Source organism: Maribacter litoralis, from assembly GCF_902506355.1.
GTDB lineage: Bacteria > Bacteroidota > Bacteroidia > Flavobacteriales > Flavobacteriaceae > Maribacter > Maribacter litoralis.
Window position 1 is genome coordinate 4,163,931 of the sequence record NZ_LR733271.1, and the last position, 26,239, is coordinate 4,190,169.

31 protein-coding genes are annotated in these 26,239 nt (G+C 35.3%); 14 read left to right on the top strand and 17 right to left on the bottom strand.

What is annotated here, in order from left to right:
• Window positions 1-19 precede the first annotated feature (19 nt).
• The 7 genes from recN to EXIGUO8A_RS17825 form a co-directional block, all read right to left on the bottom strand.
• Complete coding sequence (gene recN / locus EXIGUO8A_RS17795; RefSeq protein WP_159304213.1) at window positions 20-1,672, bottom strand: DNA repair protein RecN; 1,653 nt, start codon at window positions 1,670-1,672, stop codon at window positions 20-22.
• A 55-nt stretch (window positions 1,673-1,727) separates the two neighbouring features.
• Window positions 1,728-2,621 (bottom strand): type IX secretion system protein PorD, encoded by an 894-nt coding sequence (gene porD / locus EXIGUO8A_RS17800; protein WP_159304547.1) that lies wholly within the window; start codon window positions 2,619-2,621, stop codon window positions 1,728-1,730.
• A complete protein-coding gene (gene coaBC, locus EXIGUO8A_RS17805) occupies window positions 2,614-3,819 on the bottom strand; it encodes a bifunctional phosphopantothenoylcysteine decarboxylase/phosphopantothenate--cysteine ligase CoaBC (RefSeq protein ID WP_159304214.1) in 1,206 nt (401 codons plus the stop codon). The genes porD and coaBC overlap by 8 nt, the downstream gene beginning before the upstream one ends.
• A gap of 5 nt (window positions 3,820-3,824) precedes the next feature.
• Window positions 3,825-4,151 (bottom strand): DNA-directed RNA polymerase subunit omega, encoded by a 327-nt coding sequence (locus tag EXIGUO8A_RS17810; RefSeq protein WP_058104250.1) that lies wholly within the window; start codon window positions 4,149-4,151, stop codon window positions 3,825-3,827.
• Between the two features lie 17 nt (window positions 4,152-4,168).
• Window positions 4,169-4,996: an outer membrane protein assembly factor BamD gene (locus EXIGUO8A_RS17815; protein ID WP_236564518.1), complete on the bottom strand. Its 828-nt coding sequence runs from the start codon at window positions 4,994-4,996 to the stop codon at window positions 4,169-4,171.
• Between the two features lie 119 nt (window positions 4,997-5,115).
• On the bottom strand, window positions 5,116-6,006 hold the full coding sequence (dapA, locus tag EXIGUO8A_RS17820; protein ID WP_116769254.1) for a 4-hydroxy-tetrahydrodipicolinate synthase: 891 nt from the start codon (window positions 6,004-6,006) through the stop codon (window positions 5,116-5,118).
• 2 nt (window positions 6,007-6,008) lie between these two features.
• On the bottom strand, window positions 6,009-6,542 hold the full coding sequence (locus tag EXIGUO8A_RS17825; RefSeq protein WP_159304215.1) for a DUF6913 domain-containing protein: 534 nt from the start codon (window positions 6,540-6,542) through the stop codon (window positions 6,009-6,011).
• Window positions 6,543-6,586: 44 nt separating this feature from the next.
• Here EXIGUO8A_RS17825 and EXIGUO8A_RS17830 point away from each other — a divergent pair, with 44 nt between their 5' ends.
• The 6 genes from EXIGUO8A_RS17830 (at window position 6,587) to EXIGUO8A_RS17855 (ending at window position 10,885) form a co-directional block, all read left to right on the top strand.
• Window positions 6,587-7,372, top strand: coding sequence for a 5'-nucleotidase C-terminal domain-containing protein (locus tag EXIGUO8A_RS17830; RefSeq protein WP_159304216.1), 786 nt, complete (start codon window positions 6,587-6,589; stop codon window positions 7,370-7,372).
• 1 nt (window position 7,373) lies between these two features.
• Window positions 7,374-8,279, top strand: a complete 906-nt coding sequence (locus EXIGUO8A_RS17835; protein WP_159304217.1) for a bifunctional metallophosphatase/5'-nucleotidase — start codon at window positions 7,374-7,376, stop codon at window positions 8,277-8,279.
• A 14-nt stretch (window positions 8,280-8,293) separates the two neighbouring features.
• Window positions 8,294-8,743, top strand: coding sequence for a GNAT family N-acetyltransferase (locus tag EXIGUO8A_RS17840; protein WP_159304218.1), 450 nt, complete (start codon window positions 8,294-8,296; stop codon window positions 8,741-8,743).
• Between the two features lie 215 nt (window positions 8,744-8,958).
• Window positions 8,959-9,147 (top strand): hypothetical protein, encoded by a 189-nt coding sequence (locus EXIGUO8A_RS17845; protein ID WP_159304219.1) that lies wholly within the window; start codon window positions 8,959-8,961, stop codon window positions 9,145-9,147.
• Between the two features lie 166 nt (window positions 9,148-9,313).
• The gene (gene blaOXA / locus EXIGUO8A_RS17850; protein ID WP_159304220.1) at window positions 9,314-10,144 is read left to right on the top strand and encodes a class D beta-lactamase; all 831 of its coding nucleotides are present in this window, start codon (window positions 9,314-9,316) and stop codon (window positions 10,142-10,144) included.
• A gap of 126 nt (window positions 10,145-10,270) precedes the next feature.
• On the top strand, window positions 10,271-10,885 hold the full coding sequence (locus tag EXIGUO8A_RS17855) for a fumarylacetoacetate hydrolase family protein (RefSeq protein WP_159304221.1): 615 nt from the start codon (window positions 10,271-10,273) through the stop codon (window positions 10,883-10,885).
• A gap of 72 nt (window positions 10,886-10,957) precedes the next feature.
• Here the strand turns inward: EXIGUO8A_RS17855 and EXIGUO8A_RS17860 are convergent, their stop codons facing one another.
• Both EXIGUO8A_RS17860 and EXIGUO8A_RS17865 read right to left on the bottom strand, forming a co-directional pair.
• Window positions 10,958-11,644: a helix-turn-helix domain-containing protein gene (locus EXIGUO8A_RS17860; RefSeq protein WP_159304222.1), complete on the bottom strand. Its 687-nt coding sequence runs from the start codon at window positions 11,642-11,644 to the stop codon at window positions 10,958-10,960.
• Between the two features lie 123 nt (window positions 11,645-11,767).
• Window positions 11,768-12,910 carry an MFS transporter gene (locus EXIGUO8A_RS17865; RefSeq protein ID WP_159304223.1) on the bottom strand — a complete coding sequence of 381 codons (1,143 nt, stop codon included), beginning with the start codon at window positions 12,908-12,910 and terminating at the stop codon, window positions 11,768-11,770.
• Window positions 12,911-13,124: 214 nt separating this feature from the next.
• Here EXIGUO8A_RS17865 and EXIGUO8A_RS17870 point away from each other — a divergent pair, with 214 nt between their 5' ends.
• Window positions 13,125-13,553, top strand: coding sequence for a hypothetical protein (locus EXIGUO8A_RS17870; protein WP_159304224.1), 429 nt, complete (start codon window positions 13,125-13,127; stop codon window positions 13,551-13,553).
• Between the two features lie 9 nt (window positions 13,554-13,562).
• On the opposite strand, the gene EXIGUO8A_RS17875 is transcribed toward EXIGUO8A_RS17870, so the two are convergent.
• From EXIGUO8A_RS17875 to EXIGUO8A_RS17900, 6 genes are read right to left on the bottom strand one after another with little or no spacing between them, the layout of a single operon-like run.
• Window positions 13,563-13,862 (bottom strand): hypothetical protein, encoded by a 300-nt coding sequence (locus EXIGUO8A_RS17875; RefSeq protein WP_159304225.1) that lies wholly within the window; start codon window positions 13,860-13,862, stop codon window positions 13,563-13,565.
• Complete coding sequence (locus EXIGUO8A_RS17880) at window positions 13,859-15,097, bottom strand: cation:proton antiporter (RefSeq protein WP_159304226.1); 1,239 nt, start codon at window positions 15,095-15,097, stop codon at window positions 13,859-13,861. The genes EXIGUO8A_RS17875 and EXIGUO8A_RS17880 overlap by 4 nt, the downstream gene beginning before the upstream one ends.
• 6 nt (window positions 15,098-15,103) lie before the next feature.
• Entirely contained in the window at window positions 15,104-17,095 is a 1,992-nt protein-coding gene (gene ligA / locus EXIGUO8A_RS17885) for an NAD-dependent DNA ligase LigA (protein WP_159304227.1), read from the bottom strand.
• Between the two features lie 5 nt (window positions 17,096-17,100).
• Window positions 17,101-17,682 carry an LOG family protein gene (locus EXIGUO8A_RS17890; protein WP_159304228.1) on the bottom strand — a complete coding sequence of 194 codons (582 nt, stop codon included), beginning with the start codon at window positions 17,680-17,682 and terminating at the stop codon, window positions 17,101-17,103.
• Window positions 17,679-18,551, bottom strand: coding sequence for a peptide chain release factor N(5)-glutamine methyltransferase (gene prmC, locus EXIGUO8A_RS17895; protein WP_159304229.1), 873 nt, complete (start codon window positions 18,549-18,551; stop codon window positions 17,679-17,681). Before prmC ends, EXIGUO8A_RS17890 begins: the two co-directional genes overlap by 4 nt.
• 2 nt (window positions 18,552-18,553) lie before the next feature.
• Window positions 18,554-19,039 carry a GNAT family N-acetyltransferase gene (locus EXIGUO8A_RS17900; RefSeq protein WP_159304230.1) on the bottom strand — a complete coding sequence of 162 codons (486 nt, stop codon included), beginning with the start codon at window positions 19,037-19,039 and terminating at the stop codon, window positions 18,554-18,556.
• A 110-nt stretch (window positions 19,040-19,149) separates the two neighbouring features.
• On the opposite strand from EXIGUO8A_RS17900, the gene ribD reads away from it, so the two are divergent.
• Genes ribD through EXIGUO8A_RS17920 form a run of 4 tightly spaced genes read left to right on the top strand, consistent with a single transcriptional unit; the run spans window position 19,150 to window position 22,324 of the window.
• Window positions 19,150-20,223, top strand: a complete 1,074-nt coding sequence (ribD, locus tag EXIGUO8A_RS17905) for a bifunctional diaminohydroxyphosphoribosylaminopyrimidine deaminase/5-amino-6-(5-phosphoribosylamino)uracil reductase RibD (protein WP_159304231.1) — start codon at window positions 19,150-19,152, stop codon at window positions 20,221-20,223.
• Complete coding sequence (locus tag EXIGUO8A_RS17910; RefSeq protein WP_159304232.1) at window positions 20,216-20,818, top strand: HAD family hydrolase; 603 nt, start codon at window positions 20,216-20,218, stop codon at window positions 20,816-20,818. Before ribD ends, EXIGUO8A_RS17910 begins: the two co-directional genes overlap by 8 nt.
• Before the next feature lie 3 nt (window positions 20,819-20,821).
• Complete coding sequence (locus EXIGUO8A_RS17915) at window positions 20,822-21,703, top strand: EamA family transporter (RefSeq protein ID WP_159304233.1); 882 nt, start codon at window positions 20,822-20,824, stop codon at window positions 21,701-21,703.
• An 18-nt stretch (window positions 21,704-21,721) separates the two neighbouring features.
• Window positions 21,722-22,324: an IMPACT family protein gene (locus EXIGUO8A_RS17920; RefSeq protein WP_159304234.1), complete on the top strand. Its 603-nt coding sequence runs from the start codon at window positions 21,722-21,724 to the stop codon at window positions 22,322-22,324.
• 3 nt (window positions 22,325-22,327) lie between these two features.
• Here the strand turns inward: EXIGUO8A_RS17920 and EXIGUO8A_RS17925 are convergent, their stop codons facing one another.
• Entirely contained in the window at window positions 22,328-22,726 is a 399-nt protein-coding gene (locus EXIGUO8A_RS17925) for an acyl-CoA thioesterase (RefSeq protein ID WP_116769273.1), read from the bottom strand.
• Between the two features lie 202 nt (window positions 22,727-22,928).
• Between EXIGUO8A_RS17925 and dnaA the strand changes: the two genes are divergently transcribed.
• The 3 genes from dnaA to EXIGUO8A_RS17940 are packed head-to-tail and all read left to right on the top strand — an operon-like array spanning window position 22,929 to window position 25,542.
• Complete coding sequence (gene dnaA, locus EXIGUO8A_RS17930; protein WP_058102982.1) at window positions 22,929-24,353, top strand: chromosomal replication initiator protein DnaA; 1,425 nt, start codon at window positions 22,929-22,931, stop codon at window positions 24,351-24,353.
• A gap of 13 nt (window positions 24,354-24,366) precedes the next feature.
• Complete coding sequence (locus tag EXIGUO8A_RS17935; protein WP_159304235.1) at window positions 24,367-24,819, top strand: low molecular weight protein-tyrosine-phosphatase; 453 nt, start codon at window positions 24,367-24,369, stop codon at window positions 24,817-24,819.
• A complete protein-coding gene (locus tag EXIGUO8A_RS17940) occupies window positions 24,820-25,542 on the top strand; it encodes an SAM-dependent methyltransferase (protein WP_159304236.1) in 723 nt (240 codons plus the stop codon).
• A gap of 57 nt (window positions 25,543-25,599) precedes the next feature.
• Here the strand turns inward: EXIGUO8A_RS17940 and EXIGUO8A_RS17945 are convergent, their stop codons facing one another.
• A complete protein-coding gene (locus tag EXIGUO8A_RS17945; RefSeq protein WP_159304237.1) occupies window positions 25,600-26,229 on the bottom strand; it encodes a hypothetical protein in 630 nt (209 codons plus the stop codon).
• Window positions 26,230-26,239: the final 10 nt, after the last annotated feature.

Genomic DNA, 26,239 nt, shown 5'->3' on the forward strand with positions numbered 1-26,239 from the left:
AAGTACGATGTAAAAACCCTTAATTTAAAAGTTGTTTTGCATGCGCCAATGCCGAATCTGATAAATCCTTTCCTCCCAGCATATGAGCTAATTCCACTACCCTTTCCTCTGTGGTCAGTTCTTTCAGGTTGGTCATGGTACGTTCAGCTCCTTCTGTTTTATAGACTTTAAAGTGATGGTTTCCTTTTGATGCCACTTGTGGTAAATGCGTAATGGAGAATACCTGAAGGTCTGCACTCATTTCTTTCATAATATCTGCCATTCGGTTTGATATTTCTCCAGAAACCCCGGTATCTATTTCATCGAACATAATTGTCGGCAGCTTTTCATACTTGGCAAGCAATGCTTTTATTACCAACATAATTCTTGATAGTTCACCCCCTGAAGCCACTTTCTTTAACTCCCCATAATTACCGCCTTTGTTGGCGGTAAACAGAAAAGAAAGTTCATCCATACCCGTGGTATTGAAGTTTTCGGTATCGTTTAGACTAATTTGAAACGATGCACTTGGCATACCTAACGAATTTAAGTCCGATTCCAATTTTTTCTTCAATTGCGGAATTACAGCATTTCGTTTTTCACGAATTGCTATTGCCTGTTTTTTCAAAACTGCTTCCATTTCTTGAATCTCCTTGGTTTTAGATGCAATCTTTTCATCTAAACCAGCTGTTTCAAATACTTTATCGGCAAGTTTGTTCTTAATTTCAATCAGCTCCGAAACATCACTGGCGTTATGTTTTTTAAGAAGATCGTATAATAGTTGAAGCTTTCCATTAACCTGTTCCAATTGATTAGGGTTTGCCTCTACGCCATCTTGTAAGCGCTGCAGCTCAGCGTTTACATCATCTAGCTCTATTAATACGGACTGAACACGCTCGTACAAATCCTTATAATGAACACCGAAATCAATCAGCTTAGAAAACGATTGGCGCATTTCGGTAACTAATGGCAAAACACCTATTTGTTCATCATTGAACAATTGATCACCTTTGGATAATTGCTCCATGATCAACTCTACATTGTTCAACTGTTCATATTCCTCTTCCAGCAATTCAACAATACCTTCTTTTAACGGCGCTTTTTCAAGCTCCTCTAACATAAAAGTATTATAATCTTGCTCTTTGATCGCAGTACTCTGTACTTCAACAAGCTCTTGAAGCTCTTTTTGAGCCTTGCGAAAGATCTTTAACCCTTTTCTATATTCAGCTAATCTCTTTTGATTGTTTGCCAACGCATCTACCAATTTCAACTGAAAATCATTTTCAGTAAGTTGCATGGTTTGATGTTGTGAATGAATATCTATTAAGTTTTCACCTAAAACAGATAAAACGCCTAAGGTTACCGGAGTGTCATTTACAAATGCCCTAGATTTTCCACTTGGTAAAATTTCACGCCTTATTACTGTACTATCTTCGTAATCCAAATCATTTTCCTCAAAGAAATTTTGGAGTCCGTAGGTGTCAATTTTAAAAGTTCCTTCAATTATACATTTCTGGTCTTTAACCCTTAATGAGCTTAAATCTGCCCGCTTACCTAGAACCAAGGATAAACCGCCCAATAAGATTGATTTACCGGCACCTGTTTCTCCTGTAATAACAGTAAAACCTTTATTAAAGTCTACTTCTAGACTATCAATTAATGCGTAATTAGAAATGGTAAGGGTTGAAAGCACGCGTTAGAATTTTAGATACACAAAGGTAATCTATAATTCGGTTTTGTAAAATGGTTCAATACTTAATATCGTTCCAAGTAGTGGCGTATAATGGTGCTATTTTATTTAAGGTTTCCTTAAGCTTAACGATATCTACTTTTGGTCCGTCCGAGAAAATATTCTTTATCTCCTCAGATTTAGCATCAAAGAATGTAGATATTAAAAAAGCGTTAGGTCTTCTATTGATCATGGTCTGAAACAAATTCATGGTACCTGCAATGACCTGCTTTCCAGTGCTATTGTTATCAGGCAAAATATCCAAACCTTTTCTATGATAGTTATACATAGCAATACGATACTCCCTATAGGTATTAGAAAGTAGATTATCTATTAATTCAAACCTACTTCGGTTAGAATCTGAAGACTGGCTCCATCCGGCAGAATTACTTCCTTGGGCTTGCGTAACAATACTCTGTGCTTTTCTGTAAAACTCCGTTCCACCCTCTAAAGAAAAAGTATCGGCATCAAGACCTAAAATTACGTACACGTAATACGCCATAACGCTGACCAAGTTTGACTCAAACTGGTTTTCATTAAAAATCAACGGCTGAAACTCTATGTATTGAAAATTAAACGCGTTGTCCTTATAATTAAAAACAGGCGTGGAATAAGATGTGTTATAAACTGGTCTAGATGATTGAATTTGAATATTGCCACTAAAAACATTAGACTCATAAGAGGTAATGGTAATGAACATTTGTGCATTTACACGTTCATTTTCCTTATAAACACGGTTGGTCCATTTTGTTTTGTTTACAAAATCATTCAATGAACGCTCTAAAGTTTTAAAAACCTGAAGATCGCCTTGCGAAAGCTGATCTGAATTGACCGTTACGGCACAGTTTAATTCTTGTGCAAGCGAAACAAAACAAAAAAGGTTGAAAAAAAATAAAAATACTGCTTTACGCATACCGTCTTTTAATAATTTCATTGAAGATATCCACGGCAACTTCTGCCTTGGTCTTTAGTTCAAACGCAGTAATGTTAGAATTGGTATCTATAAATGAAATTTTATTGGTATCGCCACCAAAGCCCGCACCTTTGTCTCGCATAGAGTTAAGTACAATAGCATCTAAATTTTTACGTGCTAGCTTTCCTTTTGCATTTTCAACCTCGTTTTCGGTCTCCAAAGCAAAACCTACTAAAAATTGATGGGTTTTATGATCACCGAATGTCTTTAAAATATCGACATTCTTTACTAGTTCAATAGTAAGGTTTTCTTCGGATTTTTTAATTTTTTGTTCCGCAACGGTTTTAGGTCTATAATCTGCCACAGCTGCTGCACATATTACAACATCCGATGTTTCAAAGTACTTTTGCGCATTTTGAAACATATCATCTGCAGACACAACATTAATAACATGAATGCTATCGTGAGCAACCATTAATTTGGTTGGCCCTGTAACCAAAAACACCTCTGCCCCTAGGTTAGCCGCTGTTTTGGCAAGCTCAAAGCCCATTAGACCAGATGAGTGATTTCCTATAAAACGAACCGGATCAATTGCCTCATATGTTGGGCCTGCGGTAATTAAAACTTTCTTGCCAGATAACGGCAAACCTTGCGCTATGTTGTTATTGATAAATGCAATGATTTCTTCCGGCTCGGCCATTCTGCCTTCACCATGTAAACCACTTGCCAACTCTCCACTAGTGGCAGGAATAATCAAATTACCAAAAGAAGCAAGTTCTTGTAAAGATTTTTTTGTACTTGGATGTTTATACATATCCAGATCCATTGCCGGTGCTACGTACACAGGACATTTGGCCGATAAATATGTAGCCATTAGAATGTTGTCGCAATTACCGCTTACCATTTTAGACATGGTATTGGCAGTTGCAGGTGCAATAACCATTAAGTCTGCCCATAAGCCCATTTCCACATGGTTGTTCCAATCAACCATATTTTCTTCGGACTTAACAAAATCTTGAACAACGGGATTTTTAGCCAATGTGGCCAAGGTAAGTGGGGAAACAAAAGAACTGGCACTATCGGTAAGTATAACCTTAACGTTAGCGCCAGCTTTTATAAATAAACGAACTAAGAATGTTGTCTTATAAGCGGCAATGCCTCCAGTTATTCCTAAAAGAACATTTTTGCCGTTCAACATATTTCTTAAGCGTCTTTTTCTGTATTTCTGTGGTAAATTTTATCCATTAACCACTCTTCTACTGCCATTGCGTGTGGCTTAGGTAATTTTTCGTAGAATTTAGAAACCTCTATTTGCTCTTTATTCTCAAATACCTCTTCTAAGCTATCGCTATAAGTAGCAAATTCTTCTAACTTTTCTAAAAGCTCTTTTTTGATTTCAGAATTGATCTGAATAGCACGTTTTGCAGTAATTGAAATAGCCTCGTATATATTTTCTGTAGGCTGATCAAACTCATTACGATTAATGGTTACCGTAGATACTGATGCTTTAGAGTTTTTTAAATCGTTCATATTCATAATTACATTATTTATTTTGACTCAACCACCTGCGCTTGCATGCGTTGTAATTCTTTATCAATTTTTTCAATTAAATCTGTTGCCTCCTTATCAAATTTAGACTCCGGAAACTGCTTCATTAAAGCGGAATGCGCCGCTCTTGCCTTTTTTAAACGCTCTTCCTTTAATTGTTCAAAACTATTGACCGCCATATGTGTCAACGCTTGTACTTTTACGAACATAGCCTCTTCCCTGTAAGGAGAACCAGGATTGTCCGCTACAAAGTTATCGCTTGCAGCAACAGCAGATTTAAGCATATCGTAGTTAAATTCGCCAAGCTTGTTATATTGCTTTAATATTTCAAAGGCCTTTCTTTCTTTTTTAGTGGTCAACTCTTGTGCCATTGCATTAGCTTCGGCAAAATATTCGGACTCAGAATAAGTATTGATGAAATTCTGTAATTTCAACAACGCCTTATCGGTATCGGTTTGATCCAAAGAATATTCGGGAGATAATTTATAGTAACTTTTAGCTCCTAAAAAATTAGCTTCTACGGCCTTATCACTTTTAGGATAAGATTTTACGAAACGTTCAAACTGGTAACCAGCCATATTGTAATCGCCACGCTGAAAATAACTGTTGGACAAAAAGAACATAACACGTTCCCCTTGTGGCTTACCTACGTATTTTGGTGCAATTTGCTCAAGCAATCTATTCGCTCTTCTAAAATCGCCCTCTTCGTAGAATGTTTCTGCCATGTCGTATTTGGCTTTTACATCATCATGCTTAAGTACCTTTTGGTATTCGCTACAAGATTGTAAAGCAATGGCAATCAATAGTACTGGGAAAACTCTCCTCATTTTAAAAAACATTTTGCAAAATTAGTGATTATCAATGGATTTAAAAAACAAATTAATCCAATAAAAATACAGGCTTTAAACCACAAGAATGCCCTACCTAATGAAGATTTAACGAATATTTATGCAGGTATGCGTATCATAGATTCCATAAATGATACAATTCTATGCTTTAATGCATCTGATGCGTCTATCAAAGGAAGTCTCACAAAAGGCTTTGCAATACCTAAATATTCAAAGATTACCTTAATACCTGCAGGGTTACCTTCTTCAAAAATCAATTTCATACCTTCTTGCATTTTATAATGGTAACTATAGGCAACCTCGGTATTTCCATTTAATCCTTCATCTACCATTTTAGAAAATTCTTCGGGCAAACCTTGACCTATTACCGAAATTACACCATCGCCACCTGCAACAATTGTCGGTAATGCCGTAATATCATCACCAGACAATACTAAAAATCCTTCCGGTCTTTTTGAAATCAACTCTTGAACCTGGGTCATATCACCACAAGCTTCTTTAACGGCAACAATATTATCAAATTTCTTTGCCAAGCGAACAACAGTTTCAGGCAGCATATTACTACCGGTTCTGCCAGGCACATTATAAAGAATTATTGGTAATGGAGAAGCTTTGGAAAGTGCCGCAAAGTGTTGGTAAATTCCTTCTTGGGTGGGTCTATTATAATATGGTGATACAGATAGAATGGCATCATATGCCGATAAATCGGTGGTTTGAAGTTCTTCTACCAATGCAGCCGTATTATTTCCTCCTACACCTATTACCAATGGGAGTGCTCCTGCATTCGCCTCTTCTACGGTACGCATTACCAATTGTTTTTCGGTCTTTGAAAGCGTGACAGATTCAGCTGTTGTACCCAACACCACCAAATAGTCTATATTACCCTCTATATTAAAGGCAACAACTTTTCTAAGAGCTTCAACATCTACTGTACCATCTTCCTTAAAAGGCGTTATCAACGCTACTCCTGCTCCTCTTAATTCCTTCATAACTAAATCTCCTTAAAAATGCCCAAGTACTTTTTCAATTCTTTTTTAAAAATCTGAAAGTCCTTTAACGGCGTATCTAACATTAAATCATTATAAGTAGGACCAACTTCTTTAAATCCTACCTTTAAACGAGCCCTTGTCTTTACCGACATTAAATTTAACAGTAAGCTGTCCTCGTTATAATAGTTCACTAAAAGATCGTATTCACGCCCTAAAAATTCAAGGGCATAACTGTTTTCGATATCGCCGTTCCATCCTAAATCCTTATCCGAAAAAACCGGAGTGGCATATGGCGAGTTTTTATCGTAAAAACGCTTATATCCAATTATTTTAACCGCATTTGGATGCAAAGACAACTCTTCCTGAAACTGAAAAAACACCTCAGATTTCTCGAACTTATCTAGATCCACAATACAACCTACAGAACGTATTCCTTTACTCTCTCGTGTTACAGTTATTGGTGTTGTCACCAACTGTTTTAAGATCTTACGACCAGATTTCCGTTTAAACTTGTCCTTAATTCCTTTTAAAAACATGTATTTTTACATTTAGACAAATGTAAATAATATCCCTGCAACATATGGCGAAGTTAAAACACTTTGGTATTTTAAATATAAAACATTATGTTATATTTATAACAATTATCAGTTTAATTTCTTGCAAGAACACTCCCGAGCACCTTACTGAACTGACTGGCAAGCAAATAGCAATCGATAATAGTTTTACATCTGTAGATAGTATTCAAAATTTTATTCAACCGTATCACGATAGGGTAGAAAGTATTTTAGACAGCACACTGGCATATGCACCATACGTAATCTCTAAAAGTGACGGAAAATTTAATACTACCGCCGGTAATTTAATGGCAGATATTGTTCTAAGTGAAACCAATCCTATATTCAAGAAACGAACTGGTCACAATATAGACATGGTTTTATTGAACCATGGCGGCATACGTTCAATTATCTCCAAAGGCAACGTTACTTCTAGAACCGCTTATGAGGTAATGCCTTTTGAAAATTCCGTTGTCGTCGTTGAGCTAAAAGGTGAATCGTTAATGAAAATGGTAGACTATTTAATTAAATCTAAAAGAGCCCACCCAATAGCCGGTGCACAAATCATTTTAAATAACGACAACACCGTTAATACATTTACCGTAGGTGGAAAATCATTAGATAAAAACAAATCCTACTATGTGGCTACATCAGATTATTTGGTAACTGGTGGCGACAATATGGGATTTTTTAAGGATGCCATTTCAAAAACGGAAACCGATTACAAAATAAGAAATGCCATGATAGATTTCTTTTCTAAAGTGGATACCCTAGCCCCAAAAGTAGATCTAAGATATTATCAATTACAGTAAAATGGAAAGAAGAAAATTTATAAAAAATACAGCTGCAACATCTGGTTTGTTGACTTTAGGTGGACTTAGCTTAAATTCTTGCAACGTTGCCTCAAAAAAACACATTACCATTTTACACACCAACGATGTACACAGCCATGTAGATGCCTTCCCCAATGACCATGCAGATTTTCCAGGATTGGGCGGGTTAGCCCGTAGAGCAGGTTTGGTTGATCGTATTAGAAAAGAGAACCCTAACACTTTTCTTTTTGATGCCGGAGATATCTTTCAAGGAACCCCCTACTTTAATTTTTATGGTGGCGAACTAGAATTTAAATTAATGAGCATGCTTAATTATGATGCCACCACTATTGGAAATCATGATTTTGATAATGGTATAGACGGACTTTTAGCCCAAATGCCCTATGCTAAGTTTAATTTTATCAGTGCCAATTACGATTTTTCCAATACCGTTTTAGACGGATTAACACAGCCTTATAAAGTTTATGAAAAAGACGGAATTAAAGTTGGCGTATACGGATTAGGTATTCAATTAGCAGGTTTAGTTACTAAACAACTTTATAAAGAAACCGTATTTCTTGATCCATATGAGTTAGCGACCGATATGGAAACAAAATTGAAAGAAGAAGAAAAATGTGATTTGGTTATATGCCTCTCCCACTTAGGATATGAATACCGTAGCCAAAAACCAGATGATCTAAAGCTTGCGAAAAGAACCAAATACACAGATTTAATCATTGGCGGTCACACACATACCTTTTTAGATAAACCAACCGTTATCAGTAACGCTGCCGAACGTGATGTTCTTGTAAATCAGGTAGGATGCTTTGGCGTTAACCTTGGTCGTATAGATTTCTATTTTGACAATACAACGACCACAGCTAATGGATATACAATTAAGGTCTAATTTTAAGACTGAATATGACAACGATCATTCGTACATCTAGCGACAATACACATTTCAAAAATCTGGTGGCACTTTTAGATGCCGATTTAGCTGAGCGAGATGGTGAAGACAATACTTTCTACGCACAGTTCAATGGTATTGAACAACTAAACAACTGTGTTGTACTGTACGTTGACGACAATCCCGTTGCTTGTGGTGCCTTTAAGCAGTTTAATAAAGTGGCTGTTGAAATTAAACGTATGTATGTTTTACCAGAGCACCGTGGTAAAGGTTTAGCTTCTCGACTGTTATTGGCCCTAGAAAGCTGGGCAAAAGAATTGAATTATTCTAATACCGTTCTTGAAACAGGATTGCGCCAGCCAGAAGCCATTGCACTTTATAAAAAGAATAATTACACAATTATCGAAAATTACCCTCCGTACGAGCACATGGCTAATAGTGTTTGTTTTAGGAAGGTGTTATAAATCTATATTATTTTCAAACTCTACCTAACTATAAATTCTAGTCTACAATAATCAACAGCGTAAAAATAGCAGACTAAATATACGAGAAACACAATTTAAGTTATACTAAAAAATCATATTCGCATTAATCAACTACCTAGAGCGTATTTATTTATAAATAAATGATTATCAGTCAATTAATTTTTAACTTAGAAATTCATCTAAACTCAATTATTATGCACTTAAACATTCACTCTCAAGGACTCGATGATCATCTTGGTGTTTTACAAGAGAAATATATGAAGCTCAAATTCTCTATAAAAAACAATCTTAAGTTGACGGCCTTAGCAAAGCAAAACCAATTGAAAAATAGTAAAGAAGAATATCTAGAAAAGAAAATAGAAGCAATGGGAAGTTTATACTAATCACCATACAAAAGGTATTAATACGTTTTATTTTATTTGGCGGCAATGGTTATTCACTGTCGCTTTTTTATTGCCTTACATTTAATTTTTAAACATTTACAGTAATTAATTAAATACCTATATACTTATATTTAAATCATCACCATTCAATACAGGCATTAGCTTTATGAAATTATATTTACTACTATTTTTAATCTTATCTATATCTTCTTGTAGGCAACAACATAAAACTAATTTATCAAAATCAGAAGAAAACAAAATAATAAAGTCTGAATTTCAAACTATAATTGATTCTGCTAATGTTAATGGTGCAATTTTAATATACGACCTGCACAGAAATAATTTCTATTCAAATGATTTTAATTGGACCAAACAAGGAAAATTACCAGCATCAACCTTTAAAATCGCCAATACCATAATTGGTTTAGAAACGGGAGTAATAAAAAATGATAGCACCATTTTTAAATGGGATGGTCAAGAAAGATGGCTAGACCTTTGGGAACAAGATTTAATTCTACGTGATGCCTTTCATTATTCTTGTGTTCCTTGCTATCAACAGGTAGCAACCAAAATTGGACCTCAGCGAATGAACGAGCATGTAAAAAAGATTGAATATGGAGATTTAAAAATTGATAGTAACAATATTTCCAATTTTTGGTTAGAAGGCGAATCTAGAATAAATCAAATGCAACAGATAGATTTTTTAAAACGATTTTATAGTGGTCAACTGCCTATATCTGTTAAAACCCAAAAAATTGTAAAGCAAATAATGGTGATCGATACCGAAAATTATACACTCAGTGGAAAAACAGGATTATCTATAAGTAACGAACAATATAACGGGTGGTTTGTTGGCTATATAGAAGTTAGAGACAATGTTTATTTCTTTGCCACCAATTTAGAACCTACTAATAACAATATAGACTTAAGTGATTTTATACAAACAAGAAAAGAGGTTACTCTTGCTGCACTAAAAGCGTTACAGGTCATTAAATAATCTGATTATAACTAAGAGTCTTAAAACAAAAATATGGATTCTTGTGATTTCAATAAAAAGAGGCTACTACACTTATTTTAATCATTAATTTCACTTCATAATAAATAACACACTAACACCACAGTAATGAAAATTATAGGCATTGGCAAAAACTATGTTTTAGATAAATCTGAAATAAATGATTTAAAAAATGATGTACAACTCATTTTCACGAAACCAGATTCTTCATTGGTTACAGATAGTAAAGATGTTGAATTCCCTGCTATTACCAATCAGCTAATCTACGAAGTAGAATTGGTGGTTAAAATTGGAAAATTGGCTAAAAATGTATCTGAAGAGGAAGCAAATTCATATATTTCTGAAATAGGTATCGGTATAGATTATACCGCAAAAGATGTGCTTACCGCCAGTAGAGACAAGAAAGGACCGTGGGCTTTGGCTAAAGGTTTTGATGGTGCTTCGCCAATTTCAGGTTTAAAACCAATTTCTGAATTTCCAGAACTGGACAATATTAATTTTGACTTGGTTATTAATGGCGAAAAAAAGCAAGTTGGTAATACTGGCTACATCATTTATAATTTTGCAGAAATAATAAGTTTTGTATCCACTTTTATGACCTTAAACCCCGGTGACCTGATATTTACGGGAACACCCGCAATTGGTGCAGGTGAAATCTTTAAAGGTGACCATTTACAAGCTTCTATTGAAGGTGAAATTCTACTTGATTTTAAAATGGTTTAATCTCCCTTTTTAAGAAGTTTTACAATCGGAGCCATAAATTGGTTCCGATTTTTTTTAGTTAATCCGTAGTAATTATGAGTGTTGCTGAGATTTGAATACTGTTGGACTTACACCTACATTTTTCTTAAAAAAACGGGAAAAGCTACTGATAGATTCAAATCCCAATTCAAAAGCTAATTCTTTGGTAGTAATTTCACTTTTAATAAGTTTTCGCTTAGCTTCGGTAATCTGACGCTGCTGAATAATCTGTTTAGCGGTAAGGCTCAACTTATCTTGTAAAACTTGATTCAATCGTTTAGTACTTATGCCTAACTTATTTGCATAAAACTCTGCGCTGGTTTCATTCAAAAAATTAATTTCCATTAACTCTAAAAACTGAAAAACTCTTTTCTGTTGAATGTCTTGTGGTAATAGTTCATTGTTCTGATATCTTATTAAATGTAATAAAAGAACTTTCAACAATGTCTTAAGCATAATATAGGATACCGTATCACTATAATATTCCTCCTTCAGCAACTCAATCAACTTTTTGACCTGTTCTACCTTTTTAACATCCTTTATTTGAAATTTAGGGTATTTATTGAAGAGCGACATCACATCCAACGAATACTCAATATCATCTTCATCTATTAAATCGCGTTCAAAATTCAATAAAACACCCTTAGAACCTACATTTAAGTTCATGTTAAATTGCTCGTTTAAGGGCTTAAAGTGCACTACAACGCTACTTTCTTGAATATATTCAAAATAAATACCCATTGAGTTATGCGACAATTCAGTTTTCGAATCGAATTTTAAATCAATCTTAATTTTGGTTTTCCAGGTATGCAAATTCTTTTACTTTCATGGTAAGCCATAAAAGTAAAAAGAATTCAAACAATACTAGTCTTTGCTTGCTTTTTGAAATTGATAATACATTACTAACGCAATTACTAATGCCAAAGCCGCAGCCACCCCATAGACCGCCATATAATTTTTAGAAATATATTCTATAAAGGTTGACAAGAATTGCCCCCCAAAGACTGCCATAGAAAACAACCCTAAATTTTTTCCCTGGTTTTGACTATTACTAACCTCAATGGTCATATGGTTTAAAAGTGGAATGGTAAACCCAAATCCTATCCCAATACATATAGCTGTCAGAATTAAGAAGGGTACACTTGTAGCCAAAGCAAGAACTATATAGCCTAACATAAAAAAAACAAAACCTAAAGTCACCGTCTTTCCATCTCCTAACAATTTAACCATTCTAGGCATTTGACTTGCTGTAATAATAGCAATAACAGAAATGAACGCCATAAGGTATCCTGTTTCAGATTCGCTAAAGCCAAAATTTGTTGGCAGATACAATGGTAGCGTTACAAAACCTATAAAAAATAACATCATTGCTAATAAAGAGGAGGCTATTATTATTCGTGTTTTAAGTTTTTCCCTTGTAGTAACCTCAGCAGAAGTTTCCTCTTCTCTAACGGATTCTTCAATTTTTGGTAAGGTTTTAAAAACCAATAAAAGACATACTAACGCTATGAGGTAGATATAAAAGGGGTATTGCCAGAACATTTCACCTAAAACACCACCTATTGCCAAAAAAACAACTCCGCCTAACTCTATTGCCATCCCTTGCCAAGCAATCATTTTCATACGTGCTTCACCTTCATATTGTGCAGCTATGTATGCGGTGACCGAAACTTGTATTGCCACGGTCGTGGCACCTAGAAGAAAGCGATCTAAAATTAAAAGGTATTGATTGTCTATAAAAGCTCCTATTAACCCCAAAACGGCATAAGGAATTAGTCCATATGCGAGCAACTTAAGAGGGCTCATCTTATTCAACAACCAACCAATTAAAGGTGCAAAAACCACTACGCCCAATGAAGGCAATGTAATTAACCAACTGGGTGAAAAACTTAAATCTTTATGTTGTATAATTCCTGATAACGATGGTGCAATTACCGTACCTACCATTATCGTTAAACTGCTCACTAACAGCAGTGTAAATATTCCGAAGTTTGATATTTTTTTCATACTGCAAAGTTCAAGTTAATTCACTTGAAGTACTTTGCGAATTTTCTAAAATGGTAGTCCAAAATGGAAATTACCACCTTTAAATTCAGAACCCACTAACATCCAGAAATTTTAACAGTTAAAAAGCTATATAAAGTACTAATTTTCCTATTTTAGAGTTAGTTATATCCTTACTAATTAAGTAATACTGATTTATCTTTAATAACAACCAACAATGAATAAACCATTAAATATTTTACTGTTAGCCGCGTTAGTAATTTTTCAATTTTCATGTTCTAGTGATGATGATGATAACGAGGCAAGCTTAAACCCAAAAAGTTTTACCTCTTGTGATTTAGGGGATTTTTCCCCTACAAGCACTAAAGTTTGTTTCAATGGTACAGACTTTGCATTACCTAATGAAACAATTACATTCGCTACGGAGTTTAATGCTCGTGTAGCAACTATCACATGGACTATTGAATCTGGAAGTATAGAAATTATTAATATTGAAGAAAGCGCAACTGATTCTACTTTAAAATCTATTGCTACCATTAAATTTAATTCAGATTTTAATGGAGATGCTGTATTTAAAGTGAAAGCTAAAGACTCTAAAGGAAGCGCGGAGTTTACTCACGTAGTATCATTGGAAGAAACAAATTAGTAACTCAATTTAATTTTGAATAATATACTCCACAATTACCTTAAGCTCTTCGTCTAAGGTAATTGTGGGATATTCTTTATTCGCCAAACGATACCAATATCCTGCATTAAAACGATCGCCTTCTTTACGGTGCAAATACGCATGTAACCAACTACCTAAAGCATTATGCATGTCTTGAGCAATATTGTGAGACGATTCCCAATCGCCTTTGGCATCATACCAAGCAGCTTTTAGTCCGTCCGACCATTCTTTTGGAACAGCGGATAGTTCTAAACTCTTTTCAAATTCAAAATAGGTCTTTGGTATCATTTTACCACACGTTTAATAAGTTTTTCAACTGTTAGTCCTTGTCCGATAATAGAGAATACCACAACAATGTATGTAATAACCAAAAATGCATCTCTATGCATGCCCTCAGATAGCCCTAAAGCCAGGGCAATAGAGATACCACCTCGTAATCCGCCCCAAGTCATTACCAAAGTAGTTCCTTTTACAAAGTCTAGCTTTTTCTCAAAAAATTTAATAGGAGTCAATAAGGATAAATAGCGACATAGTAATACTAGAGGAATTGCCAACAGTCCTGCAATAACATATTCCGTTTCAAAGCTCAGCACCAACATTTCCATCCCGATCAGCACAAATAACAATGTATTTAAAAGAATATCTAAAAGTTCCCAAAATTTATCTACATAGGTCTCGGTAGTCTTTGACATTGCCGAATTACGCACCGTATCATTACCTACTACTAACCCTGCTGCCACCATTGCCAAGGGGGCAGATAAATGAAATTTCTGAGCTATTAAAGTACCAACCATTACGGTTGCCAAAGTGATGATTACCTCTATATCATAATCATCTATAGACCGCATTAACTTGTACGTTCCCCAACCTAGTGCGAGACCCAATGCCAAACCACCTATAACCTCTACACCAAATAGCTCAATGATATCTAAAGGAGAAACCGCAACTTCGGTTGCCGATGCCAGTTGAAATATGGTTAAAAACACCACAACCCCTACTCCGTCATTAAACAATGATTCCCCAACTATTTTTGTTTCCAATTGTTTTGGTGCTCCTGCCTTTTTTAATATACCCAATACAGCAATTGGATCTGTTGGTGAAATCAAAGAACCAAAGAGCAAGCAATAAATAAAATTGATATTCATACCCAACAATTGCAGAAGGTAATACATGCTTGTACCTACTAAAAAAGTAGAAACCAATACCCCAAGAGTTGAAAACACCAATATTGGCCATCGTTGTACTTTTAATTGTTCAAAATTAGTATGCAGCGCTCCTGCGAACAACAGAAAACTCAACATAATATCCAGTAGAACCGATTTAAAATCAATTTGGGTTATGATATATCGTTCTGCATTGATCAATGTATCATCAACGTAACCAATGGCAAACACCGCCAAGGTAAACACTATGGTAATAAGCATTAAACCTATACTGTTGGGTAGTTTTAGAAATCTTGCATTTATATAGCCAAAAATGGCCGAAAGAAATACTAGTACCGAAATTATTGTAAAAATATCCATAGTTGTTTATGCTAACATATTAATAAAATCTTGTTCACTTATAATCGGAATTTCAAGCTTCTCTGCTTTTGTACGCTTGCTAGGTCCCATTTTATCTCCTGCAATTAAAAAAGAAGTCTTGGAAGATATAGATGATCCTACCTTACCGCCATTATCTTCAATTTTCTTTTTAAGCTCGTCTCTACTTAAAATCTCAAATACCCCCGAAACCACAAAGGTTTTCCCAGCCAAAGTATCGGTCAGATTTTGTAACTTTTCTTCTGATATAGACAATTGTACGCCATAACTACGTAATCTTTCAATAGCATCTATATTTTTTTGGTTCGCAAAAAAATCGATCACACTTTGTGCTATGCGTTCCCCTATTTCATCTACCGAAGTCAAATGTTCCAAATCAGCTTCTTTTAAGGCATCTATATTCTTATATGCCTTTGCCAGCTTCTTTGCTACGGTTTCACCAACAAAGCGAATACCCAATGCAAACAAAACACGCTCAAATGGTACGTTAACCGATTCTGATACCCCTTTCACCAAATTCTCGGCGGACTTCTCTGCCATTCGCTCTAATGGTAAAACATCTTCTTTAGTGAGTTTATACAAATCGGCATAATCATCTATTAATCCTTCTTTAAATAGCAATTCTACCGTCTCACCTCCTAAACCTTCAATATCCATTGCCTTTCTGGAGATATAGTGCTGAATACGACCGGTGATCTGTGGCGGACAACCATATTCATTAGGACAATAATGTTTGGCATCTCCTTCTGTGCGGGTAAGTTCCGTTCCACATTCGGGACATTTATGTATATACTCCGTTGGTTTTGAATCTACAGGTCTTTTGGTTAAATCTACCGCTATAATTTTTGGTATAATCTCTCCCCCTTTTTCTACAAATACGGTATCGCCTACCCTAATATCCAATTTTTCAATTTGGTCTGCATTGTGTAGCGAAGCTCTTTTTACCGTTGTACCAGCCAATAATACAGGTTCTAAATTGGCTACGGGGGTAATTGCACCTGTTCTACCAACTTGATATGTAATCTCATTTAAGGTCGTAAATACCTGTTCTGCCTTAAACTTATATGCCATTGCCCATCTAGGAGCTTTTGAGGTAAAACCTAATTCTTCTTGATATTGAAGACTGTTTACCTTAATTACTACCCCGTCTGTTTCATACGGCAACTCATGGCGCTTTACATCCCATTCTTCAACAAATGCCATAACTTCATCAGTAGTTTTGCAGAGCTTTGCGACAGTAGGTACCTTAAAGCCCCATTCACGGGCTTTCTCCAACATATGATATTGGGAATCTATATTAAGATTTCTACCCACAATACTATACAACAAACAATCTAAAGGTCTTTGAGCCACGGCACTACTATCTTGAAGCTTTAAACTTCCAGATGCCGTATTTCTAGGATTCATATAAGGGTCTTCGCCATTTGCAATACGCTCTTCATTCATTTTTAAGAACCCATCAAACGGAAGAACAATTTCTCCACGAATATCAAATTTATCCGGATAATCACCTTTTAACTGTAGTGGAACAGATTTAATGGTTTTGATATTATTCGTAACATCATCTCCTTGTATTCCGTCACCACGCGTTACCGCCTTTACCAGTTTCCCATTTTCATAGGTAATACTGATAGATGCTCCATCATATTTCAACTCACATGTAAACGCAACGGGCACATCGCCCAAATTACGCTGAATACGTTTTTCCCAATCTTCTATATCTTCCTTTGAATATGAATTATCTAAAGAATACATTCTGTGTTCATGAACTATGGTTGCAAAGTTTTTGGTAATCATACCTCCTACACGCAGAGATGGTGAACTGGCATCATAAAATTCAGGATGTTTAGCTTCTAGCTCCTGTAATTCTTTCAATTTCATATCAAATTCATAATCTGAAATGGTCGGGTTATCCAACACATAGTAATTATGGTTATGCTCGCGTAATTCTTTTCTTAGTGCTTCAATTTTTGCTTTCATATAGTTTAAAGCTGGTCTTTTTTAATCCATTTTGGTGTTGGCAGCGGCACATAGCATTTTATTTTATTGAGCAATGCATTTATATCGTTATCTACCAAAATAGTATTTATATGTTCTTGTTTTACAAACCCTTCTTGTACCATGTCATGCATCATATTTAAAAGGGAGTCATAGAATCCGTTGGTATTTAGTATTCCTATCGGATATTGATGTAGCCCCAACTGAGACCAAGTCAACATTTCAAAAAACTCTTCTAAGGTCCCAAATCCGCCAGGTAGCATTATAATACCTTCGGATAGTTCATGCATTTTTAATTTTCGTTCGTGCATATTTTGGGTGACGATCAATTGGGTCAATCCCTCATGTACTACTTCTTTCTTCTTTAAAAAAACAGGAATTACCCCTATAACTTTTCCGCCATTCTGCAATACGCCTTCTGCCACTTTGCCCATGATACCAATTTTGGCTCCTCCGTACACCAACTGAATATCTTTTTCAGCCATTGTACTACCTAGCGCCAATGCAGCTTCACCATATTCGGTATTTCCACCTTCGCTACTACCGCAAAAAACAACGATACTTTTCATTTTTTAACGCCTTTAAGCATGCGGTCATTACCAAACATATCTTTTTTTAAGACCACAGTCTTAAAACCATACTGATGTAGCAATGTTTGCATTTCCACCCCTAAATATTGATTTATTTCTAAATATAGACACCCATTATGTTCTAAGCGATTTGAGGCATACTCAACTATTTTATCGTAAAACTGCAATGGATTATCATCTGCAACAAACAGTGCCAAATTGGGTTCATGATCCAAAACATTTTTACGCATCTCAACTTTTTCAAGTTCCCTAACATAGGGCGGATTGGAAACAATAATATCAAATTTCTGATTCAATTCCGAAACTTCATTTTTTGTGGAGTTGTTTATGGATAATATATCTGCTTGAAAAAAGGTAACCGAAGTATGCAAGCTTTCATTATTTTCCCTAGCAACTTGCAACGCTTCTGTAGAGATATCCAGACCAAATACTTTTGCGTTTTTTAGATTTTTATCCAAAGAAATGGGAATACAACCACTGCCTGTACCCATGTCTAATACACGAAGCGCATGATCGTTATCATGATCATCCAAAATCCACCGTACTAATTCTTCGGTTTCAGGTCTTGGGATCAACACATGTTCGTTGACCTTAAAATCCATATCCATAAAATAAGCTGTTCCTATAATATGCTGAATTGGCTTTTCTAATTTTAATTCCGATAGTGCCTTAAAAATTATGGTTTCTTGATCTTTATCAATTTTCAGATCTGGTTGCATAGCAAGCACAAAGCGTTCTAGATCAAAATAATGCTCTATGAGTAAATAGAAAAAGCTGCTCACTTCTTCGGCACCATAAACAGCATTTAATTCTGTGTGAAAAATATTCCTGATTTCCCGTAAAAGCACAATTATAAAGTTTTAAGCATAAATACCGGGCAAGAATAATGACCGGTATCTCCCATACGGGCATCAATATATTCAAAGCCCATTTTCTTATATAGTTTCTGGGCGGCATCCATATAAGGCATTGTCTCTAAATAGCAGGCATCAAAACCATATTCCTTAGCTTTATCTAAACAAACATTTATCATTTTATGACCTACTCCTTTACCTCTAGCTTCTTGCAAAAAGTACATTTTCTGAAGCTCACAAACATTGCCTTTATAATTATCTAATTGTGCAACACCGGCACAGCCCAAAATTGAGCCATTTTCTTCAATTACAAAGTAAGTAGCCTTTGGCTTATCATAATGCTCATACATATTATCTAAGGAAGGGTCTTCATAAGCCGTACCTACTTTTGGCACTCCTAAATCCTCCAACACCTGTCGTATAACCCTAGCAACTTGTGGGTTATCTTCCTTTCTGATTTCACGTATAATGACATTTTCCATATGAATAAGCCAATAGGTTTTAAAGTACTATTTTTGAGGTGTGAAGATACGTGTTATGCGTATAAAGGTAAAGTTTGATGTCCATTAATAATCTTGATTCTTAAAATTCAATGTCGGCACATTTAGATAATCTTTCTACAGATGAGAAATATATGTTTCGCTGTATTGAAATTGCAAAAAACGGATTGGGAACTACGGCTCCTAACCCAATGGTAGGTGCTGTAATTGTTCGTGAAGATAAAATTATTGGGGAGGGCTTTACTAGTGCCTACGGTGGTTCTCATGCTGAAGTTAATGCCATTAACTCAGTATCTAATGCTGATCTTTTAAAATCATCAACCATATACGTAACACTAGAGCCGTGCTCTCACTACGGCAAAACTCCACCCTGTGCCGATCTTATTATAAAAATGGGCATCCCAAGAGTTGTTATCGGTTTAAAGGACCCACATGAAAAAGTAGCAGGCAACGGAATCAAAAAATTAAAAGAAGCTGGTTGTGAAGTTCATGTAGGGATTCTACAAAAAGAATGCGAGGAGCATCACAAAAGATTTTTAACTTTTTTCACCAAAAACCGACCCTATATTATTTTAAAATGGGCAGAAACCGCGGACGGATTCATAGCCCCTGAACCTACCAAACGAGGAGAAGAAAAGAAACCTTTTTGGATTACCAATACCAAATCTAGGCAATTGGTACATAAATGGCGTAGCGAGGAGCCGGGAATATTAGTGGGCACTAATACCGTTTTAGCCGATAACCCTAAATTAAATGTAAGAGAATGGACCGGCAAGGCACCTACACGAATAATTTTGGATAGAAACTTAAAAATTTCTTCTGACTATCATGTATTTGATGGAACACAAAAAACTATTGTCTGCACCGAAATAAACGACAGCGAACGGTACATAGAAGGGGTAATTTATAAAGTGCTGGATTTCAAACATGAACTACCAATGCAATTATGTATGGTGATGTACGAAGAACAGATACAAAGCGTCATCATTGAAGGAGGTTTGCAAACACTACAAAGTTTTATTACCGCCAACCTATGGGATGAAGCTCGAATTTTTAAAGGGGCAAACAATTTCACAAAAGGAATTAACGCACCAAAAGTGGCTGGACCTATTCTAGTACATACTTCAATTTTAACCGACCAACTAACCATAGTACGAAATGATTAAAAATATCATATTTGATTTTGGTGATATCTTCATCAATCTAGATAAACAAGCCCCTTTACTAGAAATGGCAAAATTTGGGTTTACCGAATTGACCCCAGAACTAGACACTGTTTTTAAGGAATATGAAATGGGCTTACTAGAGACCGATGCTTTCATTGATAAACTACAGGCTATTTTCACAAATGCAACCAAACAACAGATTAAAGATGCATGGAATTCCATCATTCTAGATTTCCCTGAAGAACGATTAAATTTCATTGAAAAATTAAAGAGCGATAATCAATACCGTTTATTCCTATTGAGTAATACCAATGATTTACATATTGAGAAAGTAAAAGAATCTATGGGAATGGAGCGGTTTAATAGATTCAAAAACTGCTTTGAAGTATTCTATTTATCGCAAAAAATGAAAATGCGCAAACCTAATACAGACATTTATGAATTTGTATTGAAAGAGAATAATCTAATTGCAGAAGAGACTTTCTTTTTAGACGACACAAAAGAAAATACAGATAGCGCATCTAAACTAGGCATACATTGTTGGAATCTTCAAGTTGGAAAAGAAGATGTACTGGAAACCTTAAGCCGTATCTAATCAATGTATTTAGCACTAAGTATTCTATTTTCTAGCTTAATTTTTGTAGTTTTTAAGCTATATACCAAATATAAAGTTCAAACGATATATGCGATAATAGTAAATTACTTTATTGCTTGTGTGGTGGGTTTACTTTATTACCAAAAACCCATTAATGCTTTTGAAATACTACAAAAAAGTTGGTTTTGGGGCAGTATTCTACTCGGTCTGTTATTCATACTAATATTTAATTTAATGGCAGCTACCTCTCAAAAGCTGGGCGTATCGGTAGCTTCGGTAGCTACAAAGATGTCTCTCACCATTCCTGTTCTTTTTGGTGTATTTTTCTATAGGGAGGTTTTGACCGTTTTAGAAATTATAGGCATACTATTGGCATTGTTGGCAGTTTACTTTAGCTCTCTAAAAGAAAATAAAATTAAAGCCGAAAAATGGGCATTTGCCCTGCCAATTCTAGTCTTTATTGGCTCAGGTACAATTGATACCAGTATTAAATATTTTCAAGACGCACATATGCCCGAAGAAGAATATGCACTGTTCTCCGCTACAGTTTTTGCCTCCGCAGGAATGTTCGGATTATTATTTATAGGATATAAATCTGTACAACAACAGATAAAAATTAATTTAAAAAATGTTATTGGTGGTGTTTGCTTGGGTATTCCAAACTATTTTTCCATATACTTTCTCTTGAAGGCATTACAACACCCCACATGGAACAGTGCATCGGTATTTACTATCAACAATGTAGCTATTGTTATGTTTTCAACGCTCTTAGGCATAGTATTATTCAAAGAGCGACTAACGTTTAAAAACTGGCTCGGTATAGGTTTAGCTGTTTTCAGTATTATTCTGGTTGCATTTGGACCAAAACTAATGTCTTATATTTAATTTTACCTATTAAACTACATGGACACCTATAAAACACTTTCATCACCTTCTGAACCTATTTTGTTCAAAGAACGAAAAAGCAAGTTTTATGGGTATTGTTTCCCTGTTTCCAATGAAGAAACCATAAAAGAGCATATAGAAACCTTAAGAAAAGAATACCCTAATGCGAATCATGTTTGCTATGCTTGGCAATTAGGCATAGAAACAAAATCATACCGAGCCAATGATGATGGCGAACCAAACAATTCTGCCGGTATGCCTATTTATGGACAAATTCAATCTTTTGATGTCACCAATATTTTGGTAGCAGTGGTACGCATATTCGGCGGCACAAAATTAGGAGTCGGTGGTTTGATCAGCGCCTATAAAGAAGCTGCGAAGTTAGCTTTAGAAAACGCATCTATTATAACCAAAGTTTTGCAAAAAGAACTAACTGTTATTTTTGAGTACTCTGAAATGGATATCGTAATGCGTTTGGTCAAAAAGCACCAAATGAATATTGTATCACAAGATTTACATCTAAAATGCAAAGTAATTTTAAGTGTTAACAAAAGTGACTACACAAAAACCTTGAAATTATTAAAGGCACATCACAAATTAGAGGTAAAAGAACACGGCTAAAATTTAATACTCTAATTTATCTAAAAGTATTTGCGGACATTTAGTTGGTCTTTTTCGCTTCATATCCATAAAAACCAAAACCGTATTTGCCGTAGCCAATAATTCACCTGCTTCATTCACAATTTCATAATCAAATTCTATTCTTACTGCTGGTTTTTTATTCAAAACTACCTTCACCGTTATTAAATCATCGTACAACGCAGGTTTTAAATAATTTATGGAAAGACTAATCACAGGAAGCATAATGCCGCCTTCCTCCATACTTTTGTAAGAAATACCCAACAGCCTTAACCATTCAACTCTTGCCAATTCTAAATATTGAGCATAATTTCCATGATAGACCACACCCATTTGATCTGTCTCACTGTATCTAATTCGAAAAGAAATTTCGTTTGTTCGCATTTATTTCAAGTAAAAAGTATATATTTAAAAGCTCCCCTAAGCGGTAAACGAACATGAGAAAAAAAAAGGTCAAATTCAATGACAATCGATTTTTTTTTTAAATAATTTGTTCACATATTTGCCCAAGTTGAACGAGAACTAAGATTGAAAAATTTCAATCTCTTTTAGCTAAAAGCTAACCATTAAAAGAGTATAGATTATTATGAATGTTACTGCAAATTCCGTATGGAAAAACTGTTTGGTGTTTATTAAAGACAATATCCAACCGCAGGCATTCAAAACATGGTTTGAACCTATTAAACCTATAAAGCTTACCGAGAACGCATTAAGCATTCAAGTACCTAGTAAATTTTTCTATGAGTGGCTAGAAGAACATTACGTTAAACTTCTAAAGGTAGCTTTAACAAAAGAATTAGGAGAGACTGCTAAATTGGTTTACATCATACGTATGGAAAATACATATGGCAACAAAGAACCATTTACCGAAAAAATCCCTAGCTCCAATAGAGGTGCAATGGCAGCCCAAGAAATGGATGTTCCTATCAAATCTAAAAATCCAGAATTACGTAACCCTTTTGTAATTCCAGGAATTAGAAATATTAAGATAGAATCTCAATTAAACCCGAATTACAACTTTGACAATTTCTTGGAAGGTGATTCCAATAGATTGGCTCGTTCTGCAGGTATGGCGGTAGCCAATAAACCAGGTGGCACTTCTTTCAATCCTTTATTGGTTTTTGGTGGAGTTGGTCTTGGTAAAACACACTTGGCTCATGCCATTGGTGTAGAAATAAAAGATAAATACCCCGAAAGAACGGTACTTTATATCTCTGCAGAAAAGTTTACGCAACAGTATATTGAATCTGTAAAGAAAAATACACGTAACGATTTTATTCATTTTTACCAGCTGATAGATGTTTTGATCATTGATGATGTTCAGTTCTTATCGGGTAAATCTGGTACACAAGATGTATTTTTCCATATTTTCAACCATTTGCATCAAAACGGAAAACAAGTAATCTTAACATCTGACAAGGCTCCTGTAGATATGCAGGATATTGAACAACGATTACTTTCTCGTTTCAAATGGGGATTATCGGCTGAATTGCAGAGTCCGGATTACGAAACAAGAATCTCTATTCTTAAGAATAAACTGTATAGAGATGGTGTAGAAATACCTGAAGACATTATAGAATATGTTGCAAAACATATTAAAACCAATATTAGAGAGTTAGAAGGCGCTATTATTTCTTTGATCGCACAGTCTACTTTGAACAAAAGAGAAGTTACCATTGAGCTTGCGCAACAAGTTGTAGAAAAGTTCGTGAAGAATACCAAACGCGAAGTTTCTATCGATTACATTCAAAAAGTTGTTTCTGATTACTTTGAAATGGATGTTGCTACGTTACAATCTAAAACTAGAAAGAGGCATATAGTACAAGCTAGACAATTAGCTATGTTCTTTGCAAAGAAATTTACAAAAGCTTCTTTGGCAAGTATTGGTTCACAAATAGGAAAGCGTGATCACGCAACAGTACTTCACGCGTGCAAGACCGTTGATAATTTAGCAGAAACCGATAAGCAGTTTCGTAAGTATATTGACGATTTAACTAAGAAATTCTCTTAAACCTTATCTTTAAATGAAAGTGTTAATGGTTTGCCTAGGTAATATTTGCAGGTCTCCATTGGCAGAGGGTATTCTTAAAAGCAAAGTTGATACCGCCAAGGTTTTTGTGGACTCGGCAGGAACAGCCGGTTATCACATTGGCAATGCACCCGACCCAAGGTCCATTAAAGTAGCACAAAATCACAATATTGATATTAGCTCACAGGTGTGTAGAAGATTTATAGTATCGGACTTTGATACGTTTGATTTGATATACGCCATGGACAAGAGCAACTATGGCAATATTATCGGCATGGCTCGTAATAAAGCCGATGCAGAAAAGGTAAAGCTGTTATTAAATGAAATAGACGCAACAGACCAAGAAGTTCCAGATCCATATTATGATGCCGATGACGGATTTGAAACTGTATTTCAACTGATAGACAAGGCTTGCACTAATATTGCCGACAAATTAGAAAGTAAATAAATGAGTACACAAAACGGTAAAATTGGAAAAGTCTATTTAATTCCTTCTACATTAGGCGATATGCCTCCTTTAGAAGTTTTACCCATTTCAATAAAGCAAACTATTGAAAGACTTGACCATTATGTGGTTGAAAATGAAAAAACAGCTAGGCACTTTATCAAGAAAATCAGTCCTAGAAAATCTCAGCCAAGTTTAAAGTTATTTGCACTGAACAAGTTTACCGAACCAGAAGAAATTCCTACATTTTTAAACCCTTGTTTAGAAGGTTATGACATAGGCATATTATCAGAAGCGGGTTGCCCTGGTATTGCCGACCCTGGTGCCGCTGTGGTAAAAATAGCCCATACCAAAAACATACAGGTTATTCCGTTAGTTGGTCCTTCTTCCATTTTGTTAGCATTAATGGCAAGTGGCATGAACGGTCAAAATTTCGCATTTAACGGGTACTTACCCATTGACAGCTCTGATCGAAAAAAGTATATTAAAAATTTAGAACGTAGATCAAAAGACGAAAATCAGTCTCAAGTGTTCATTGAAACACCGTACCGCAACAATAAGATGCTAGAGGAGTTGATCAAAACCCTTGCTCCAAGCACAAGAATTTGTGTAGCAGCAGATATTACCTTACCTACAGAGTATATTAAGACCAAAACAGCCATTAATTGGAAAAAGGAAAATGTAGATCTTCATAAAAGACCTGCAATCTTTATTATTCAAGCATAAAAAAAAACCTTGACAAACTAGTGCCAAGGTTTCCCATTTTCATATCTACTTAAACTTTTAAATTCTAGGATTTCGTTTTGCTTCTACCATAGAAACATCGTACCCAGAAAACTTTTTCATATAGTTAGAAATACTAGTTCCATAACCATCGGTAATCTCCATGCGCCCATGTGATCTCAAATAAAGTTTCACGTTGCCCGGTCCCGCTAAATGAGCAGCTGCAAGAATACCCGATTCGGTAACCTCAATGCCGTTCATACGAATACCTACATAACGTTTAATGTCCCTTCTAAGAATCCACTTGTTACGAGATGTATTTACATGAAAAACCTTTTCTTGCAATTCAGGATCGTTAAGAAACTGATTTCCATTGTACACACCTACCAATTCTAAAGTGCCCAGTCCAAATTGATACTTACCTAAGTAACCAAAAGTATTGGTTACAAAATAATTTCCTTGAGACTCCTTAAAAGCTAACGCTTCTTTGAAACCTACAAACTGGCGACCAAGAAAAGGGGGATTTATTTGATAATTCGCCAAAAGAGATTCATCTTCAGGAAAAGAAACCAACTCTGGCTTGTTTACTTTTAACTGATTTGGCACTTCAACCTTAAAAGGTTTAAAACCGTAACCAGAAATTATAAACGTAACAATTAGAGGACAACTTGCTAATATCCATCTTCTCATACATATAGTT